Below are 18,030 nucleotides of genomic sequence, written 5' to 3' on the forward strand. Positions count from 1 at the left end.
CTCGCCGTCAGGACGCGAGCAGCGCCCGCGCGGCCTGTTCGGCGAGCCAGTCCGTCGCGTCCTTCCAGGTCCAGCCGAAGTCGCGGACCGTGCGCCACGCCTCGAAGCCGAAGTAGAACCACAGGGTCTGCTCGACCTGCTTGCGGGTGAGGCCCTCGCGCAGTCCGCCGACGTCGAGCAGTCGGGCGGCGACGACGGCGAGCCGGTCCCGCACGGCGCGGGTGGCGAGATCGGCCGCCGCCGCCACGTCCGGGTCTGCGGTGCGGTTGTCGAGCAGGACGGCCAGCACCTTCTGCCTGCGGCGGCGCACCTGCTCGGTGCCCTCGGCGACGAGTCGCAGGATCTCGCGGGGATCGGCGCACTCGCCGATGCGCCGCTCTGTCTCCACCGCCACGGCGTCGTCGGCGCCCTCGCCGGACAGCGCGGTGATCAGCGCCGGTTTGCCGCCGACGCTGGTGTAGACGGTGTTCACCGCGACACCGGCGGCGGCCGCGACCGCGGCGACGCTCGTCCGGGCGTAGCCCCGCTCGGCGAACAGTGTCGCAGCGGCCTCGACGATCGTCCGCCGCGTGTCCTCCGCGTGCTTCTCCCGCACCGGCGACCGGTAGCCCCGCACAACCATGGACCGGATGCTACCCCCGCTCACATTCGTAGTATGTTCGTTCTTATGAATGTAGATGCAGCACTGTCGAGTGAACACGATTCCCCCGAACCCGTGGTCGTGGTGGGCGCTGGCCCGGTGGGCCTGTGGACGGCGGCCGAGCTGGCGCTGGGCGGCGTCCGGACCGTGGTCCTGGAACGGGCGACCGAGCGCAGCCCGCACTCCAAGGCGCTGGGCGTGCACCCGCGCACGCTGGAGGTGCTGGCGATGCGCGGTCTGGTGCGGCAGTTCCTCGACGAGGGCGTGCCGGTACCGCGCTGGCACTTCGGGATGCTGGAGAACCGGCTGGACTTCAGCGTGCTCGACACGCCGTACCCGTTCATGCTGGCGCTGCCGCAGCTCCGCACCGAGCAGCTGCTGGAGGAGCACGCGCTCGCGCTGGGCGTGCGCGTCCTGCGCGGCCACACCGTGACGGGGCTGCGGCAGGACGCCGACGGCGTGCGGCTGGACGTGACCGGGCCGGACGGGGAGCACGCCCGCACCGCGCGCTGGGTCGTGGGCGCGGACGGCGTCGGCAGCGCCGTGCGCACGGCGGCCGGGATCGCGTTCCCCGGCACCGCGACCACGTCCTACGGCTACGTGGGCGAGGTGCGGCTGACGTCGCCGCCGGTGGTGAGCGCGCACAACGAGCACGGCGCGCTGATCACCGTGCCCGTGCGCGACGGCCGGTACCGCATCGCCGGGGTGGACGCGCACGACGGCGGCGCACCGGGACCGTTCACCCTGGAGGACCTGCGGGCGACCACGACGCGGGTCGCGGGCAGCGACTTCGGGATGCACGACCCCGGCTGGCTGTCCCGCTACGGCAACGCCACGCGGCTCGCCGAGCGCTACCGCAGCGGCCGGGTGCTGCTGGCGGGCGACGCGGCGCACCGGCACCTCCCGGCGGGCGGCGTCGGGCTCAACGTCGGCGTGCAGGACGCGATGAACCTGGGCTGGCGGCTGGCCGCCGTGGCACGCGGCGACGCGGACCCGTCGCTGCTGGACGAGTACCACGACGAGCGCCACCCGATCGGCGAGCAGCTCGCCGAGCACACCCTGGCCCAGTCGGCGCTGATCACCGCGACCGCTCCCGACGGCACGGCGCTGCGCTCGCTGCTGAGCAGGACGATCGCGACGGTGCCCGAGTTCGCGCTGGCCCTGGCCCGCAAGCTCTCCGCGCTGGACGTGGCGTACCCGTCGGCCGGTCACCCCCTGACCGGCTCGCGGATGCCGGAGGACTTCGAGCTGCTCCGCCACGGCCGTCCGCTCCTGCTCGTCCCGGCCGGCTCCCCCGGCCCGGCGTCCACCGCGGCGGCGGCGGAGCTGGGCGTGGAGGTGGTGCCCGGCGCCCGGTCGTGGACGGACGCGGCGGTCGTCCTGGTCCGCCCGGACGGCCACGTCGGGTGGGCGGCGGACCGGGCCGCGGACGAGGAGGTCGCCGCCGCCCTGCGCGGACTCGGCACCCGCTTCCCCCGCGCGACCCGGCCGGATCAGGCGGGGTAGGTGCGGATCTCGGTGGCCTTGACCGCGGCCCACAGCGGATCTCCGGGGCCGAGGCGGAGTTCCGCGAGGGTCGCGGTGGTGATGTCGGCCAGCACCGGCGGGGCGCCGTCGAGGCGGACGCGCGTGGTGCGGGCGTGCTGCTCGACGCCGGTGACCGTGACGCGCCAGGTGTTGCGGGGGCTGCCTCCGGGCGGGGCGGGGTGCAGGCTCACCGCCGTGGGCGGGAACGCGACGTGCACGGGGCCCGCGGCGGGTTCGACCACGGTCAGGGTTCCGCCGGTGTCGAGGTCGACGGTGCTTCCGCGGGCGGTGCCGCGGTAGAGGTTGAGGCCGACCAGATCGGCGACGTAGCCGGTGCGGGGGTGGCGGGCGACGTCGGCCGGCGTGCCCCGCTGGACCACGCGGCCGCGTTCCAGGATCACCAGCCGGTCCGCCAGGACCATCGCGTCGAGCGGGTCGTGCGTGACGATCAGCGTGTGGCCGTCGAACTCGCGCAGGTGCCGACCGAGTTCGGCCCGCACCTGCAGGCGCGTCCCGGCGTCCAGCGCGGCGAGCGGTTCGTCCAGCAGGAGCAGTTGCGGGCCGGTGGCCAGGGCGCGGGCCAGGGCGACCCGCTGGGCCTGCCCGCCGGACAGGGCGCGGGGCTTGACGTGGGCGAGGTCGAGCAGGCCGACGCGTTCCAGCCAGCCGCGCGCGGCGGTGCGCGCCTCGGCCCTGCGGGTGCCGCGAGCGCGCAGGCCGAAGGCGACGTTGTCCAGCGCGGACAGGTGCGCGAACAGCAGGTGGTCCTGGAAGACGACGCCGATCGGCCGTCGCGCGGCGGGGAGGAAGGTGCCGGGCTGCTCGTCCCAGACCCGGTCGCCGACCCGGACGTGCCCGTCGGTGAGGGGGAGCAGTCCGGCGAGGGTGCGCAGGGTGGTGGTCTTGCCCGCGCCGTTGGGACCGAGCAGGGCGACCACCTCACCCCGGCCGATCGTCAGGTCCAGGTCGAGGTCGAACCGGTCGCGGGTGACGCGGAGGTGGGCGCGCAACGTCACGGCGCTCCCCCGATCCACCGGTCCCGCAACCCGACCAGAACGGCGACCGACACCAGGAGCAGGACGACGCTCAGCACGACGGCGGCGTCGGGATCGGTCTCCAGTGCCAGGTAGACCGCCAGGGGCATGGTGGTGGTCCGGCCGGGGAAGTTGCCGGCGAAGGTGATCGTGGCGCCGAACTCGCCGAGCGCGCGGGCCCAGCACAGCACGGTTCCGGCGACGACGCCGGGCGCGATCGTGGGCAGGGTGACCCGGCGGAAGATCAGCCAGCGGGACGCGCCGAGGGTGGCGGCGGCCTCCTCGTAGCGGGGGTCGGCGGCGCGCAGCGCGCCCTCCACCGAGACGACCAGGAACGGCATGGCGACGAACGCCTCCGCGAGCACGACGCCCGCCGTCGTGAACGGCAGCGAGATGCCGAACCAGGCGTCGAGGTACTGCCCCACCAGCCCGCGGCGGCCGAGGACGAACAGCAGGGCGACACCGCCGACCACGGGCGGCAGCACCAGCGGCACGGTCACCAGCGCGCGCAGCACGCCCCGGCCCGGCAGGTCGCTGCGGGCGAGCAGCCAGGCCAGCGGAACGCCCAGGAGCAGGCAGATCACCGTGGCCAGGCTCGCGCAGACCAGGGACAACCGCAGCGCCTGCCCCACCTCCGCGCGCACCAGCTGACCCGGCACCGCGCCCCAGGGCGTCCGGACGAGGAGCCCGGCGAGGGGCACGAGCAGGAACGCGAGCCCCACCAGCGCGGGCAGCACGAGGACGACCGGGAGCCGTCCTCCGACCGCCCGGCGGCGGACGCGGTTCACGGGGCGGTGAACCCGGCGTCGGCGAGGACGGCACGTCCCCGGCCGGACAGGACGTGGTCGACGAACGCCCGTGCCCCGGCGGCGTTCGGCGCGTCGGCCAGCACCGCCACGGGGTAGTCGTTCACGGCCTGGTCCGCCTGCGGGAACTCGACGCCCTCGACCTCGGCGTCAGCGGCCGCGACGTCGGTCCGGTACACCAGCCCGGCGTCCACCTCCCCCAGCCGGACCTTGGTCAGCACGGCCTTGACGTCCTGCTCCAGCGTGTCGGCCCGCGGCGTCACCCCGGCGGCCTCGAACACCTTCTCCGCCGCCGCTCCGCAGGGCACCTGCTCCGCGCACAGCGCGATCGTCGCGTCGGCGTTCCCGAAGTCCGCGAGGCCGGTGATCCCGCCGGGGTTGCCCCTCGGCACGGCGATCTGGAGCCTGTTGCGCGCGAACGTGGTGGGGGTTCCGGCGGTGCCGACGCCGTCGACGACCTGCTGCATGTTCACGGGCGCCGCGGCGGCGAACACGTCGGCGGGTGCGCCCCGGTCGATCTGCTGCGCGAGCGCGGAGCTGCCGCCGAAGTTGAGGACGACCCTCGTGCCGGGGTTCGCGGCCTCGAAGTCCTCGCCCAGCTCGGTGAACGTCCCGGTGAGCGAGGCGGCGGCGAAGACGGTGACGGCGCTCGCGGCGGGCGCGGTGCCGGCGGAGCCGCAGGCGGCCGGGAACAGGGTCGCGACGAGGACCGCGGCGAGCACGCGCGTGCGGGACACGGTCACGCCTCCGGGATCTCGACGACGACGTGCGTGGACTTGATCGAGGCGACCGCGACGCTGCCGACCTCCAGGCCGAGTTCGTCGGCGGACTCGCGGCTCATCAGCGACACCACCCGGAACGGCCCGGCCTGCATCTCGACCTGGGCCATCACCACGTCCTTCACCACGCGGGTGACGATGCCGCGCATCCGGTTGCGCGCCGAGGCGGCGACGGTGACCCCGGACTCGGTGGCGTCGGCGCCGCGCTGGGCGAAGGCCGCCAGCTCGCGCCCCTCGACGGCCATGCGCCCGTTGTCGAGCTGGATCGACGCCAGCCTGCCCTGGTCGATCCAGCGACGCACCGTGTCGTCGCTGACGCCGAGCAGTGCGGCGGCTTCGCTGATCCTCAGATTCGGCACGACAAGCCATCGTAGTTCCGCATCAGCGGAACCGGACCGCTCGACGCGAATCCGGCCCGGATCGTTACCGGTTCCCGCGGACGCGGCTCCCGAGAGGCTTCCGGGCCGCGTTCACGGAGCTGGGACCGTCGTGCGGTGGTCGCGCCCGCGCGAGGTGGTCACTGGAAGCCGCGACCGATGGTGGGCACCAGGGCCAGCGCGCGCACGTCGTCGGCCAGCGCCGCCGGCGCGGCCGGCTGGACCGGCGCCACGACGGGCGCGGGCCGGTCGAACGCGCCGGGTGCCGTCAGGTCCTCGACGAAGGCGTCGATCTTCTCCTCGGTCACCGAGGGCATGACGAAGATGTGGGCGTAGTCCCGCAGCCGCCCCGAGTTCATGAGCATGGGCTGGCACGACAGCGACCACTTGTCGACGATGCGCGGGTTGGGCCGGCGGAAGCGCACCGTGAGAGCCATCGGGCTGCGGTTGACGTACAGCCCCTCCTCGGGGAGTCGGTCCTCCCGGTCGAGCAGGTCCTCCAGCTCGCGCAGCTGCGTCTCCAGGTATCGGGTCAGCCGCAAGGCTCGCACGGCCGTGGCGGCGTGCTCCTCCACCGACTTCTGCGCGAGGTGGTCCCACAGCACCAGCGGGGACAGGCCGTTGCGCGACCCGGCGAAGGTGGTGTCCGGCGAGCCGGTGTAGGCCGGGACGCTCGGGGGCTCGACCCGGAACTTGTTCTTGGTCATGAACACGCCGCACGGCCAGGGCGCGCCCGGCCACTTGTGCCCGCTCATCACGATGGAGCTGACCATGTCGACGCCCTCGACGCGCAGGCCGAAGTCGAACTCGGGGATGCCGCCCCTGATCTCCCGCCGGACGGCCCGGCCGAGTTCGTCCTCCCGCTCGGCGGCGATGCGCAGGAACGGCACGTAGCCCGCACCCAGCGCGCCGTCGACGTGGATCCAGAAGCCCCTCCTGGTGTCGGGCCTGCCGGGTTCGAACTCGAACGTGCGCTCCAGCAGGCCGTTGTCGCGCAGGACCGGGTACAGCCGCTTGGCGATCTTGCCGACGTTGTCGCAGGCGCCCTTGAAGGTGGTGCCGAAGTTGAGCAGCAGCAGGACCGGGTGCTGCTTGCGGGCGAAGAACTCCACGAGCGTCACCAGCGCGGCGACGTCGATCTCCCCGCTGCCGTCCGCGCCGCCCTTGGACGGCACCTCCATCGGCCAGTCGCCGTCCAGCGGGCACTCGCCGGGGTACTCGGTCCTCCCGACGGCGCCGAAGGTGTCGATCGCCAGCGTGCGCACCGCCTTGACGATCGAGTAGTGGGTGTCCTCGGAGTAGAAGACCACCGGCCGCAAGCGGTTGCCCGGCGCGCTGTCCGCGTCCCGCGCCTGCGGCGAGGTCTGCACGTACATCATCTGTCCCCCGTCCTCACCGCCGTCGGCGGGACGGGTGACGAGCTTCTTGCCGGACAGGTAGTCGCGGGCGTTGGAGAGGGCGTAGAGGTTGCCCTCGGTGGATCCCATCGTCAGCACGTAGCCCCAGTAGTCCTCCGGCGACGGCCGACCGGTGTTGTGGGGCCAGTTCGCCCGCCACAACGCCGCGTAGTGGTCCAGCACCGCCCGTTCGACGAGCTTCGTGTTCGGCTTGTAGTTGCCCTCCTGGAACGGGTCGCCGACGTTGTTGAGGTGGAACTCCAGGAACCGCCCCAGGTCCTGCTGGTAGTGCCCCATGTCCTGGTTGCCCTGGAAGCCGACCATGTGCTCGCGCTTCTCCACCAGGTAGGTCTCCAGCGCGTTGAGCGCGCGCTTGCGCTGCTTGGCGCTCAGCCCGCCCACCGGGATCTGGAAGTCCTCGGCCCGCAGCTCCGGCTCGCACGGGTAGACCGTCTGCGGGTCGGCGGAGGGCTCGGTGATCAGCGAGGCGTGTCCGTCGCCCAGCCCGGAGGACCGCAGCAGCACCGACCAGGACGTGCCGTCCGGACCGAAGGCGAAGTCGGGGCGCTGTTCCGGGACGTGCTGCGTCATCGTGTCTCCCGATCGTCCGCGATCTCGGTGCAGCCGACTCACGAAGGACGCGACACGTGTCGGCGGACTTCGTCGGGTCGCGATCCGCGGATCGTCGACGAAGCGTGATCTTCGTCGACCGTAGCAGCGCCGGGAGCGGTTGAAACCGGACCGCGACGACGTCCACCCGATCGTGGATCACCGCACGACGCGTGGATCACCGCACGACGTCGGCGGGCTGGGAGGAGCCGCCGCGCTGGGGACGAGCCGGGCACCGGCGCGCGAGAGCTCGATCGCGGTGTTCGCCGACGACGGCCGCGTCCGCACCCGTTCCCCGTGGCTGTTCGCGTCCAGCTCGTCGTCCGGGAGCGGCGTCCGAGCGGTCAGCGGTAGGCGCGGACGACACCGGTGTCGACGGCGGGCCCGTGCTCGTCGGGGGACGTGAGCACCGTCCAGCGCGAGGCGGAGGTGTCCGGCGCTCCCCAGACGAACGTCCCGTCCGCGCAGCTCATGACGAGGTCCTGGCCGTCGAGGGGCGGTGGGCGGCTACCGGAGTGCGCCCTGCACACGGCGCCACCGTCGAGTTCGAGCATCCAGTGGTCCGGGCCGGTCCCCGTTCCGGGTTCGGCGGGGAGCGGTTCGGCGAGCTGGATCACCTCCAGCTCCGCCGGTGAGCGGACGCAGGCGACGGCGGTGCCCGCGCGGCCGGCGAAGCAGGGGTCCTCGATCTCGGCGGCGTCGGTGGCGCAGCGCCAGGAGTCCGCGCGGCCGGACACGAGCGAGGACGTCCAGCAGCTCCCCGTGGTGGTGCCGGTCGCGGTGAACCCGGAGGCGATGCGATCGCCGTCCCACGGCCGCACGTCGACGACCTCCGTGGGCTCCCCGGCGTGCGCCGTGGTCGTGGTGACGACCGGCGCGGCCGTCTGCGCGGGGTGCGTCGTGGGATCGGTCCACACGTGCAGTTCGGAGCTTCCGAACCCGCCCTCGACCCCGAGCAGGAAGGTCGCGGTGGTGGTGGTCACGGCAGCGACGAACCGGTCCACGTCGTCGAAGTGGTTGTCGCGCACCGGCGCGCGCGTCCACGTCGCGCCGTCCGGCGAGGTCCACGTCGCGGCGGTGGTCGGTTCCTGGTGGGTGACCCCGAGTGCGAGGAACCCGTCGTGCCACGGGCGCACGGAGACGACCTGCTGGTACTCGCGGGGCGCGACTCCGGCGTCGGGCAGGTGTCCGACGTCGACGACGCCGGAACGCCACACCGGGTCGTCGTCCCTGCGGTACCGGACGGTGAGGTCGTCGGCGAACACCACGGTGGTGGAGCCCGAGCGGGCGGCCGCGCCCGACGAGTCCTCGGAGAGACCGGCACCGATGTCCTGCCAGTGCAGGCCGTCGGTCGAGGAGTGCACGGCCGGGGTGCCGCTCGCCGGGGAGGGCAGGAGGAGGAAGCCGTCTGCGGTCGCGACGACCTGTGGCGCCATCCCCTCGAAGACGTCCGCCGACGGCGTGCGCACCGTCTTGTCGAACGAGACGCCGTCCGGCGAGTACCACACCCGCAGACCGGCACCGGCTCCGAGCACACCCGCGGGGCGGGTACCGGCGACGACCACGCCACGCGGTCCCGCCGCGATGCCGAGGTGCTGGTCGCCCCCGGTGTCGGGGACCGGCGTGGCGCTCCAGTCCCGGCCGTCGCGCGAGTGCCACACGGCCGCGCCGTCCGCGGTGGTGCCGAGCACGTGCACCGTCGACCCGTGCCCGGCGACCCCGGTCCCGGACACGACCCCCGCCAGGCCCTCCAGCTCGGCGACGGTCCACGCGCGTCCGTCGGAGGAGACCAGCACGGTCGGCGGATCGGTGCCGGTGAGCAGGGCGACGCCGCCGTCCCACCCCGCCGCCGCGCCGTAGCTCGACAGGCCGCTGTCCGCTGACGACCACACCCGGCCGAGCGCCGTCCACCGCGGCGACCGCTCCACCGGCTCAGCGGGTCCGGGGTCGGGCGTGCAGGACACCGCGAGCAGCAGGGCTGCCAGCACGACGCAGGTCCGACGGTTCAGCACCGGGGCGACTCCTCCTCCGGGACCCAGCGCAGCAGGGACGTCCCGTCGACGCAGAAGTGCCTGGCGGCGGTCGTCGCCGTGGTGCGCAGAGGCCGCCCGTCGTCGTCGACGACGAGGTCCCCCCGGCGGTCGCCGGAGGTCCAGCTCAGGTGCAACCGCCACTCGACGTCCTCGACCGGCGAGAACGGGGTGATGACGAACTGCTCCGGATCGACGTCGCTGATCTTGTAGGGGAAGTCCTTCAGGGGCTCGTCGTCCGCGCCGGGCTCGCCCTCGGTCCAGGGGACGAGAGCGGGCGCGGGGTCCGTCAGGTCCACCCGGAAGAACCGCGGAGCGACACCGCTCTCGCACCCGGAGGCCAGGAAGGTCCCGGTCATCGCGGGACGCCGTGCGACGACCTCCACGCGCGCGGACTGGAGCACCACGGAGTCCCCGGTCAGCCCCTGCACGGTCACCCGCACCTCGCCCCCGGTCGCGAGCACGCCACCGGCCGGGCGCTCGTCGGTGCGGTCGACCGGGCCGTCGAGCACTTCGGGGACGACCCAGCCGCTCACGCAGTCGTTCTTGGGCAGCAGCGCGGTGATCGCGGCCAGCGGCTCCTCGTCCGCCGGTTCCTCCCCAGCGGGGGGCGACTCCCGCGAGGCGAGCACCCACGCCAGGAGCGCCAGCAGCAGCACGACCACGCCGGACAGGGCGGCGATCCCACGCCGGTCGTGGTTCACCTGGTGGCGATCACCGACGTGCACCTGGTCGATCGTCCCGGACTGCACCACCTTCTCGATCCGCCCGCTCGCGGAGTTGGTGGGGCGCCGGTCCTCGGGCGTGGTCATCCGCACTCCTGATCAGCTGCCGGAGCGGCCCGGCACGATCCGCGTGCCCGCACCGTAGAGCCGACCGCGCCCGAGCGGTACGCACTCGTGCGTCTTTCGGGCCGCGCACGCCCCCGGCCGGGCCGGGTCAGCTCGCCGTGATCAGCGCGCCGATCACGCTGATCACGGCCGCGGCGATCGTCCCGGCGAACCCGACGATCAGGGTCAGGCGCTGGTCGAGGGTGAGCCGGTCCTCCCGCTGGGGCGCGTCCGCGGCCACGGCGACCGGCGGCTCCGCCGCTCCGGGACCGGGAGGCGCGGGCGGCAGGACCCGCGGGGGCCGTCCGGCCGGGAGGTGTCCGGGAGGGAGGTGTCCGGGAGGGAGGTGTCCGGGAGGGAGGCGTCCGGCGAGCACCATCCCCGCCGACGCGGCGGCCACCAGGACGCCGAGCAGGACCGCGACGTCCAGGGTCACGTCCAGCCAGTCCGAGGCGCTGACCGTGCGCCGCACCACCACGGCGGTCACGGAGGTGCCGATCCCGCTGACGCCGACCGCGGCGAACACCCCCGCGGCGCCGAGCAGCGTGGTCCGTCCGGCGATCGTCCACACCAGCGCGGGCGTGCCGACGGTGACCAGCGCGAGCGCGACGACCGTCAGCGAGTCGTCGACCTCCACCAGCACCTCGACCAGTCCGCAGGCCAGGCCGAGCCCGAGCAGCGCGGGACCGGCGCCCCGCAGCCCGGCGCGGCGCGCGAGGCCGTGCAGGGTGAGCACCAGGCCCACGCCCGCGACCAGGGCGGCGACGACCAGCACGCGCTGGTGGACGTCCCAGTCGAGGTCGACCAGTCCCGCCGCCGCGAAGACGCCCAGTCCGGCGCCGGTCGTCCAGGCTCCGGCACCGGCGGTGCCGGAACCCGCGCCACGGGACCCCGTCATGCGGCCCAGTTTCGCGGCAACGCGGCCCGGTGACCACCGATCGGCCGCAGAACGACCCGAATGCCGCTGCCACGGCTGTGCGCGCACACGTCGCCGGGCGGGAGCGCGCGGGCCGCGGCCCCTCCGTCCCGCCGACTCGTTCTGCGAGGTGCACCCCGAGGACCTCGAAGCGGATCTGGCGCGGTTGCGGCCCGATCTCGTGGTGCACGAGTGGGGCGTGCCGGGTGACGTCGTCGTCCGGAGCCGGGTGCCGCAGGCGGACCCGGTGCCGCACGTGGGTTCGCCCACGCCGAGGCCGTCGATGCCGCGGGGGCCGGGCTGCGCGCCTGCTCCCCGGCGAGCTGAGCGCGGACGAGGTCGCGCGCCGCCTGCCGGAGTTCGCGCGTCGCGGGTGAACCTGCGCCGGGGGCCGGGACACGGCAGGATCGTCGCCGTGGACACGACAGGAGGACGATGAGCAGGACCGTCACCGGCGACCGCTTCGGCGCCTGGTTGATCAAGTGCAATCCGGGGGTCACCGACGTCACCGGGGTGCTGCGGCACGAGGTGCCGCCCGCCGAGAGCTGGTGCGTGAACCGCAGCTACCGCCTCGACCTGGTCGAGGAGGGGCAGCGCGTGCTGTTCTGGGTCACGGGGACCGCCGGTGCCACGCCCGAGCCGGGCCTGTGGGGGCACGGGGTGGTGACCGGCGACGTCGAGCGCACCGGCGCCCGGCCGCAGCTCCCCCTGCGCCTGGAGGTCTGGGACTCCCCGCTGGGCCGCGCCGAGCTGCGCGCCGACCCGCGGCTGGCCGGGATGGAGGTCTTCCGGCAGCCGCAGATGGGCAACCCGCTGCACGTGACGAAGGAGGAGCTGGCCGCGCTCGCCGAGCACGGGGCGGCGCTCAGCCTCCCGGCGTGAGCAGGCCCCGCTCGCAGGCGGTGGCCACGGCCGACGCCAGGTCCTCGGCGCCCAGCTTCGCGCACACGTGCAGCAGGTGCGTCTTCACGGTGGCCTCGCTGATGAACAGCAGCTTCGCCGCCTCGCGGTTGGTGCAGCCGCGGGCGACGAGGCCCAGCACGTCCAGCTCGCGCGGGCTCAGCGGATCGCTCACCGGTTCCGGTGTGCGCACCCGGCCCAGCAGCCGGGTCGCCACCGGCGGCGACAGCACGTCCTCGCCGCGCGCGGCGGAGCGGACGGCGCGGAACAGCTCCTCGCGCGGGGCGTCCTGGAGCAGGTAGCCGATGGCACCGGCCCTGATCGCGGGCAGCACGTCGCCGTCGGTGTCGCGGGTGGTGAGGACCAGGACGCGAGCCGGGTTGCCGGCGTCGCGCAACCGCTCGATCGCGGTCACGCCGTCGACGCCGGGCATCCGCAGGCCCAGCAGCACCACGTCGGGTTCCAGGGCGGTCGCGAGCGTCACGGCCTCCTCTCCCCCGGCGGCCTCGCCCACGACGTCGAACCCGGCGTCACCGGCGAACACGCCGCGCAGCCCGTCGCGCACGACGGGGTGGTCGGCGACGACGAGGAGCCTGATGGGCGTGATCACCGCGCCACCTCGGCCGGGGCGCCGACGGCGACGGGCACGGCCGAGGTCGCGGCCGGCACGACGTGCGGGGTCGCCCGCGACGGGGTGGAGAACCCGCGTTCCCCGGCGTCGAGATCCGGTTCTGCCACGCGTACCCGCTCTCGGTCGAACGTTCTGGTGGCCACCGCCCCGGCCGCCGGTGCGACCACGGCCATCGTCCCGGGCGCGGGGCTCGCGGGGCGGCGCCGGTCCGGAGCTCCTGCAACGCGCACGCCGGGCGGCGTCACGTCGCCGATGCGCACGAGCGGCAGCAGGGCCGGGAACAGCGCGGCGAACTCCCGGTTCACGCGGGAACAGCCCGGTCTCGACGGTGACGATCCCTGTGAACGCGGACACCTCTCCCCGTGCCGCGGGTGACCAGCACAACCGTGACGCCGCGGTCCCGGACGCCCTCCACGACCGACCACGTGCCGCGTCGCGCCTGCGGGTCCGGTCCGGTGGTCAGCTCGTCGAGCACGGCGATCTCCGGGTCGCCGATCAGCGCGAGCACGTCCGCCGGCTCGCGCCGGTCGGCCGGGTTCCGGCAGGAGGAGCGCAGGTCGAACTCCGCCACCTGCCGCCCGTACCTCGCGACGAGGCCGTCCACCTCGACGATCCCCGTGCGAGAAGCCTGGCCGGAGCGGGCGCACCGCTCGACCGGTCAGACCCGGCATCAACCGATCGGTCGATGCATCAGCCGAGACCGAGCGCCCTCATCCGGGCGATCTCGTCGGACTGGGTCGCGATCACGTCGGTCGCCATCTCCTCGACGTACTCGGTCGAGCCCTTCGTCAGCACGTCGTTCGCCATCTGGATCGCACCCTCGTGGTGCGTGGTCATCAGCTGGACGAACAGCCGGTCGAACTCGGCCCCGGAAGCGGCCGCCAGCTGCGCGAGCTGCTCGGCGGAGGCCATGCCGGGCATCGTGGAGTGGTCGTGCGAGCCGTGTGCGGCGTGCGGGCCGCCGCGCTGGTTCTGCCAGGTCTTCATGGCCTCGACCTCGGGGCCCTGGCTGTCCGCGATGCGCGACGCGAGGCCCTTGACGGTCTCGTGGGACGCCCGGTCCGGGGCGAGCGCGGTCATCTCCAGCGCCTGTCCGTGGTGCGCGATCATCATCTGGACGTACTCCAGGTCGGCCTCGTTCGGCGGGACCTCCGGCGCGGTCGCCCCCTCGGTCAGGGTGGCCGCGGCCTCACCCGGCTTGCCGGGAGCGATCACGGGCGTCGTGCCACCGGCGGGCTCTCCCGTGCAGGCGACCAGGCCGAACACCCCGGCCGCGGACAGGACGACCGCTGCCGCAGTCACACCGATGCGCATCCCGCTCCCCCTTCGAACCCGCTCGCGTCGTGCCAAAGTACCTGGAAGTTCCCGACGGCCGGGAATCTTTCGCATTACCTCCGATCGGACCTGGTCCTTAGCGAGGCGAAGGGGACATACTGCGCCGGTCGTCCCTGTTCGAGGAAGGATCAACCGTGACTTCACGCGATTCGACCCGTCGGCGCAGAGCGCCGTTCGCGGTCCTGGGGGCATTCGCGCTCGCGGTCTCCGCAGTGGCCACCGCCCCTGCCGCCGTCGGCTCGCCCGACGACGACGCCCTGGCCGGACTGTCCGAGGCGGAGCTGTCCGCTCCCGCGACGCCGTCCGCCGGCATTCCCGCTGAGGACGAGATCGTCCGCAGCCGCAACGTCCAGCTCGTCAAGAACCTGCCCAAGGAAGCCCCCTTCACCGCGTCGACCACGAACTCGGACCTCGCGTTCCAGGGCGACTACGCCTTCCAGGGCAACTACGACGGCTTCACGATCTTCAACATCAAGAACCCGACCGACCCGAAGGTCGTCAGCAAGGTCCTGTGCCCCGGCTCGCAGAACGACATCAGCGTGTCGGGCGACCTGCTCTACCTGTCGACGGACTCCTCGCGCAGCGACGACTCGTGCACCAGCACGACGCAGTCGGCGACGATCAAGGAGTCGTGGGAGGGCGTCAAGGTCTTCGACATCAAGGACAAGCGCAACCCGCGCTACGTCGCCGCCGTCGAGACCGACTGCGGTTCGCACACCCACACCCTGGTGCCGGACGAGCGCGGCAAGAACGACTACCTCTACATCTCGTCGTACTCGCCGAACGCCACGTTCCCGGACTGCCAGCCGCCGCACGACAAGATCAGCATCGTGAAGGTGCCCAAGCGCAACCCGGAGGCCGCGTCGCTGCTGTCGGCTCCGGTGCTGTTCCCGGACGGCGGCAACCCCGGCGTTCCCGGCACCATCGCGACCGGCATGACCAGCGCCACCACGGGTTGCCACGACATCACCGTGTACCCGGCGCAGAACCTGGCCGCCGGCGCCTGCATGGGTGACGGCGTGCTGTTCGACATCTCCGACCGCGAGCAGCCGCGCGAGATCGACCGCGTGCAGGACGACGCGAACTTCGCGTTCTGGCACTCCGCCACGTTCAACAACGAGGGCACGAAGGTGATCTTCACCGACGAGCTCGGCGGTGGCGGCGCCCCGACCTGCAACGAGACGATCGCGAAGACCCGCGGCGCCGACGGCATCTACGACATCGAGGGCCGCGGCGACGACCGCAAGCTCGTGTTCAAGAGCTACTACAAGATCGACCGCCTCCAGGGACCGACCGAGAACTGCGTCGCCCACAACGGCTCGCTGATCCCGGTCCAGGGCCGCGACATCATGGTGCAGTCCTGGTACCAGGGCGGCGTGTCGATCTGGGACTTCACCGACTCGACCAAGCCGCGGGAGATCGGCTTCTTCGAGCGCGGTCCGCTCCCCAACGGCGCGGGCGGCGGCACGTGGTCGGCGTACTACTACAACGGCTACATCTACTCCTCCGACATGGCCAAGGGCTTCGACGTCCTGAAGATCCGCGACCCGCGGGTGCACGGCGCCGAGCGGGTCAAGTTCAAGGAGCTGAACGTGCAGACCCAGCAGGGCTACCGCGAGTGACGCTCGGCTGAACACCGGGGAGGGGGCCGCGTCGCACGTCGACGCGGCCCCCTCGTCGTCAGCTCGCCCTCACCAGCACACCGCTGTCGCGCACCGCCCCCGGCGACAGCGCGCGGTGGCCGACGTCGCCGAAGAGCACGGTGAGGCCGCACCACCACGTCGTCGCCCCGGCCGCAGCACCCCGGCGACGCCGCTCCCGGCCGGTCCGACCCCCGGTGATCTCGCACCGGGGACGGGACCGGCGTTCGCGGCGGGACGTCAGCGGAGCACGTCGGCACCGTCGCTGAGCGGGGAGAACGCCGTGCGGTCGTCGGTCAGCAGGGACAGCCGCGCGCCACCGATGTCGAAGTACAGGCCCAGCACCTTCAGCCGACCCTCCCGCACCGCCGTGCGCACCACCGGCAGCCGCTCCAGGGCGGCGACCTGCACGGCCACGTTCACCATCGACAGCTGGTCGGCCTCGCTGCTCCCCTCCGGCGCGGCGGGGTGCCCGGCGCGCAGGGCGGCCAGGCTCGGCACCCCGGCCTCCAGCCACCGGCCCAGCGGGTCGTCACCGCCAGCCGCTCCGGCCAGCAGCGCCTGCATCGCGCCGCAGCCGGAGTGACCGCACACCACCAGCGCCGGGACCCGCAGCACGTCCACCGCGTAGTGCACCGACGCCTCGACGCCGTCGTCGCCGTGCGGGGCGAGGTTGCCCACGTTGCGCACGGTGAACAGGTCCCCCGGCCCGCTGCTGGTGATCACGTTGGGCACCACGCGGGAGTCGGCGCAGGTCAGGAACAGCGCGTGCGGTTCCTGCGACCCGCTCAACCCCTCGAACACCGGCCGCAGCAGCGGCGCCGACCTCCGGTGGTACTCCTGCACACCGGACACCAGGGGACGCGCCGCTTCGTCGTGCTCGCCGTGGCGCTGCTCGGGCAGGGAGCCCTGCCAGGACGACCACGGCCCGAACCACCGGGGCGGCACGAGCCGCGGATCGCGGTGCGACATGCCGCTGCCGATGCCCGACACCTCGTCCACGTGCACCGGACCGCCACCGCGCTCGTGCTGCTCGCGCCACGTCGACAGGTGCTCGAACGCGGTGTGGTCGAGGAAGTCCACGACGAGTTCGACGTCGACCGGTGCGCCGTCGGGAATCCTGGCCAGCACCCGCGACAGGCGCGGGACGGACAGGAAGCTCAGCGTTCCCTCGACCACGACCGTCCAGTGCTCCGGTGCCCCGGACTGCGGCGTGGGCCGCGCGGTGACCTTCGCCCACACCACGCGGCGGACCATCAGCGCGACCGAGAGGACGAGACCGATGACGACTCCCGTGAGCAGGTCGAGGAACACGACGCAGAGAACGGTCACCAGGTAGACGGGCAGCTCGGAGTGCCGGTGCGCGGTGCGCACGTCGACCGGCTTGACGAGCTTGAGGCCGACGTGGACCAGCAGTCCGGCGAGCGCCGCCATCGGCACCTGCTCGATCAGCGCCACGAGCAGCAGGGAGAACAGCAGCACCCACACGGCGTGCAGGACCGCCGAGGCCCTGGTGCGCGCACCGGAGGCGACGTTGGTGGAGCTGCGCACGATGACCCCGGTGACGGGCAGGCCGCCGAGCAGACCGGACAGGGTGTTGGCAGCGCCCTGTCCGACCAGCTCGCGGTCCAGGTCGGCGCGCTTGCCGCTGCCGCTGAGCTTGTCCACCGCGACGGCCGACAGCAGGCTCTCCACGCTGGCGATGACCGTCATGGTGAACACGGCCAGCGCGAGCGCGCCCCACCGGCCGTCGGGCAGCGCCGGGAGCTGGACGGAGTCCAGCAGCGAGCCGGGCAGCTCCACCCGGTCGACGTTCCAGGAGAGCGCCGAGCTGAGCGCGGTGACGCCGACGACCGCGACCAGCGAGGCCGGGACGCGCCGCACGAGCTTCGGCAGCAGCGGCCAGACGAGCAGGACGGCCAGCACGAGCAGGCCGACCACGGCGGCGGGGGTGTGCACGCCGAGGAGCTGCGCGGGCAGCTCGACCACGTTCTCCAGCGCCCCGGTGCCCGGACTGCCGCCCAGCAGCACGTGGAGCTGGGCGAGCGCGATGGTGATGCCGATGCCCGCCAGCATCCCGTGCACGACGGCGGGTGAGATGGCGAGCGCCACGCGCGCGACCCGGCTGAGCCCGAGGACGATCTGGAGCAGACCCGCCACGACGGTGACGGCGCAGGTGACGGCCCAGCCGAACTGGTCGACGAAGCCCGCCACGACGACGGTGAGACCAGCGGCGGGACCGCTGACCTGCAACGAGGAGCCGCCGAGCACCCCGGCGACGATTCCGCCGACGACGGCGGCGATGAGCCCGGCGGTAACCGGGGCGTCGGAGGCGATGGCGATGCCGAGCGAGAGCGGCACGGCGACGAGGAACACGACCAGCGACGCGGGCAGGTCGTGCCGCAGATCTTCTCGGGCCCACCGGCGCGCGGCCCGGAGGGGCGACGGCCGGTTCGTGGGCGCAGGACGTGCGTCCAAGGGGGTCCTCCACGACTGCTGCGGGTGAATCGGACGGTGCAGCGGAGAACGCGCGGCGGTGCGCGCGACGCCCGCACTGGCGCCGATTCCGCGTACGACGG

16 protein-coding genes and 1 pseudogene are annotated in these 18,030 nt (G+C 73.6%); 3 read left to right on the top strand and 14 right to left on the bottom strand.

Features of this window, described 5'->3' with window-relative positions:
- Nucleotides 1–7 precede the first annotated feature (7 nt).
- Entirely contained in the window at nt 8–622 is a 615-nt protein-coding gene (locus IMZ35_RS07525; protein WP_199440170.1) for a TetR/AcrR family transcriptional regulator, read from the bottom strand.
- Nucleotides 623–715: 93 nt separating this feature from the next.
- Here IMZ35_RS07525 and IMZ35_RS07530 point away from each other — a divergent pair, with 93 nt between their 5' ends.
- Nucleotides 716–2,146, top strand: a complete 1,431-nt coding sequence (locus tag IMZ35_RS07530) for an FAD-dependent monooxygenase (RefSeq protein ID WP_307867840.1) — start codon at nt 716–718, stop codon at nt 2,144–2,146.
- Here IMZ35_RS07530 and IMZ35_RS07535 read toward each other — a convergent pair.
- The 8 genes from IMZ35_RS07535 to IMZ35_RS07570 form a co-directional block, all read right to left on the bottom strand.
- Entirely contained in the window at nt 2,134–3,183 is a 1,050-nt protein-coding gene (locus IMZ35_RS07535) for an ABC transporter ATP-binding protein (protein ID WP_199440172.1), read from the bottom strand. The two genes, IMZ35_RS07530 and IMZ35_RS07535, sit on opposite strands and share 13 nt — an antisense overlap.
- On the bottom strand, nt 3,180–3,989 hold the full coding sequence (gene modB / locus IMZ35_RS07540) for a molybdate ABC transporter permease subunit (RefSeq protein ID WP_199440173.1): 810 nt from the start codon (nt 3,987–3,989) through the stop codon (nt 3,180–3,182). The genes IMZ35_RS07535 and modB overlap by 4 nt, the downstream gene beginning before the upstream one ends.
- On the bottom strand, nt 3,986–4,744 hold the full coding sequence (gene modA, locus IMZ35_RS07545; protein WP_199440174.1) for a molybdate ABC transporter substrate-binding protein: 759 nt from the start codon (nt 4,742–4,744) through the stop codon (nt 3,986–3,988). Before modA ends, modB begins: the two co-directional genes overlap by 4 nt.
- A gap of 2 nt (nt 4,745–4,746) precedes the next feature.
- The gene (locus IMZ35_RS07550; RefSeq protein WP_199440175.1) at nt 4,747–5,145 is read right to left on the bottom strand and encodes a TOBE domain-containing protein; all 399 of its coding nucleotides are present in this window, start codon (nt 5,143–5,145) and stop codon (nt 4,747–4,749) included.
- Nucleotides 5,146–5,303: 158 nt separating this feature from the next.
- Nucleotides 5,304–7,151 carry a PLP-dependent aminotransferase family protein gene (locus tag IMZ35_RS07555; protein WP_199440176.1) on the bottom strand — a complete coding sequence of 616 codons (1,848 nt, stop codon included), beginning with the start codon at nt 7,149–7,151 and terminating at the stop codon, nt 5,304–5,306.
- Nucleotides 7,152–7,513: 362 nt separating this feature from the next.
- On the bottom strand, nt 7,514–9,181 hold the full coding sequence (locus tag IMZ35_RS07560) for a hypothetical protein (protein WP_199440177.1): 1,668 nt from the start codon (nt 9,179–9,181) through the stop codon (nt 7,514–7,516).
- Entirely contained in the window at nt 9,175–10,011 is an 837-nt protein-coding gene (locus IMZ35_RS07565) for a hypothetical protein (RefSeq protein ID WP_199440178.1), read from the bottom strand. The genes IMZ35_RS07560 and IMZ35_RS07565 overlap by 7 nt, the downstream gene beginning before the upstream one ends.
- Nucleotides 10,012–10,138: 127 nt before the next feature.
- A complete protein-coding gene (locus IMZ35_RS07570) occupies nt 10,139–10,927 on the bottom strand; it encodes a hypothetical protein (RefSeq protein ID WP_199440179.1) in 789 nt (262 codons plus the stop codon).
- Between the two features lie 453 nt (nt 10,928–11,380).
- On the opposite strand from IMZ35_RS07570, the gene IMZ35_RS07575 reads away from it, so the two are divergent.
- The gene (locus IMZ35_RS07575; RefSeq protein WP_199440180.1) at nt 11,381–11,827 is read left to right on the top strand and encodes an EVE domain-containing protein; all 447 of its coding nucleotides are present in this window, start codon (nt 11,381–11,383) and stop codon (nt 11,825–11,827) included.
- Here the strand turns inward: IMZ35_RS07575 and IMZ35_RS07580 are convergent.
- From IMZ35_RS07580 to IMZ35_RS07595, 4 genes and pseudogenes are all read right to left on the bottom strand, one after another.
- The gene (locus IMZ35_RS07580; RefSeq protein ID WP_307867841.1) at nt 11,811–12,455 is read right to left on the bottom strand and encodes a response regulator; all 645 of its coding nucleotides are present in this window, start codon (nt 12,453–12,455) and stop codon (nt 11,811–11,813) included. The genes IMZ35_RS07575 and IMZ35_RS07580 overlap by 17 nt on opposite strands.
- Nucleotides 12,452–12,781: a hypothetical protein gene (locus IMZ35_RS07585; RefSeq protein ID WP_199440181.1), complete on the bottom strand. Its 330-nt coding sequence runs from the start codon at nt 12,779–12,781 to the stop codon at nt 12,452–12,454. Before IMZ35_RS07585 ends, IMZ35_RS07580 begins: the two co-directional genes overlap by 4 nt.
- A 65-nt stretch (nt 12,782–12,846) precedes the next feature.
- Nucleotides 12,847–12,981: pseudogene (locus IMZ35_RS07590) on the bottom strand (ABC transporter ATP-binding protein); the annotation flags it as partial.
- A 185-nt stretch (nt 12,982–13,166) separates the two neighbouring features.
- Nucleotides 13,167–13,790 (bottom strand): DUF305 domain-containing protein, encoded by a 624-nt coding sequence (locus IMZ35_RS07595; RefSeq protein ID WP_199440182.1) that lies wholly within the window; start codon nt 13,788–13,790, stop codon nt 13,167–13,169.
- A gap of 233 nt (nt 13,791–14,023) precedes the next feature.
- Here IMZ35_RS07595 and IMZ35_RS07600 point away from each other — a divergent pair, with 233 nt between their 5' ends.
- Nucleotides 14,024–15,433 carry an LVIVD repeat-containing protein gene (locus tag IMZ35_RS07600; RefSeq protein WP_307867842.1) on the top strand — a complete coding sequence of 470 codons (1,410 nt, stop codon included), beginning with the start codon at nt 14,024–14,026 and terminating at the stop codon, nt 15,431–15,433.
- A gap of 258 nt (nt 15,434–15,691) precedes the next feature.
- Here IMZ35_RS07600 and IMZ35_RS07605 read toward each other — a convergent pair whose 3' ends face one another.
- Nucleotides 15,692–17,929, bottom strand: coding sequence for a SulP family inorganic anion transporter (locus tag IMZ35_RS07605; RefSeq protein ID WP_199440184.1), 2,238 nt, complete (start codon nt 17,927–17,929; stop codon nt 15,692–15,694).
- Nucleotides 17,930–18,030: the final 101 nt, after the last annotated feature.

Source organism: Umezawaea beigongshangensis (genome assembly GCF_016464305.1).
GTDB lineage: Bacteria > Actinomycetota > Actinomycetes > Mycobacteriales > Pseudonocardiaceae > Umezawaea_A > Umezawaea_A beigongshangensis.

Bases quoted from the DNA above. Each gene is read 5' to 3' on its own strand.
- IMZ35_RS07525 (WP_199440170.1), bottom strand. From the start codon at position 622: ATGGTTGTGCGGGGCTACCGGTCGCCGGTGCGGGAGAAGCACGCGGAG.
- IMZ35_RS07555 (WP_199440176.1), bottom strand. From the start codon at position 7,151: ATGACGCAGCACGTCCCGGAACAGCGCCCCGACTTCGCCTTCGGTCCG.
- IMZ35_RS07565 (WP_199440178.1), bottom strand. From the start codon at position 10,011: ATGACCACGCCCGAGGACCGGCGCCCCACCAACTCCGCGAGCGGGCGG.
- IMZ35_RS07570 (WP_199440179.1), bottom strand. From the start codon at position 10,927: ATGACGGGGTCCCGTGGCGCGGGTTCCGGCACCGCCGGTGCCGGAGCC.
- IMZ35_RS07575 (WP_199440180.1), top strand. From the start codon at position 11,381: ATGAGCAGGACCGTCACCGGCGACCGCTTCGGCGCCTGGTTGATCAAG.
- IMZ35_RS07595 (WP_199440182.1), bottom strand. From the start codon at position 13,790: ATGCGCATCGGTGTGACTGCGGCAGCGGTCGTCCTGTCCGCGGCCGGG.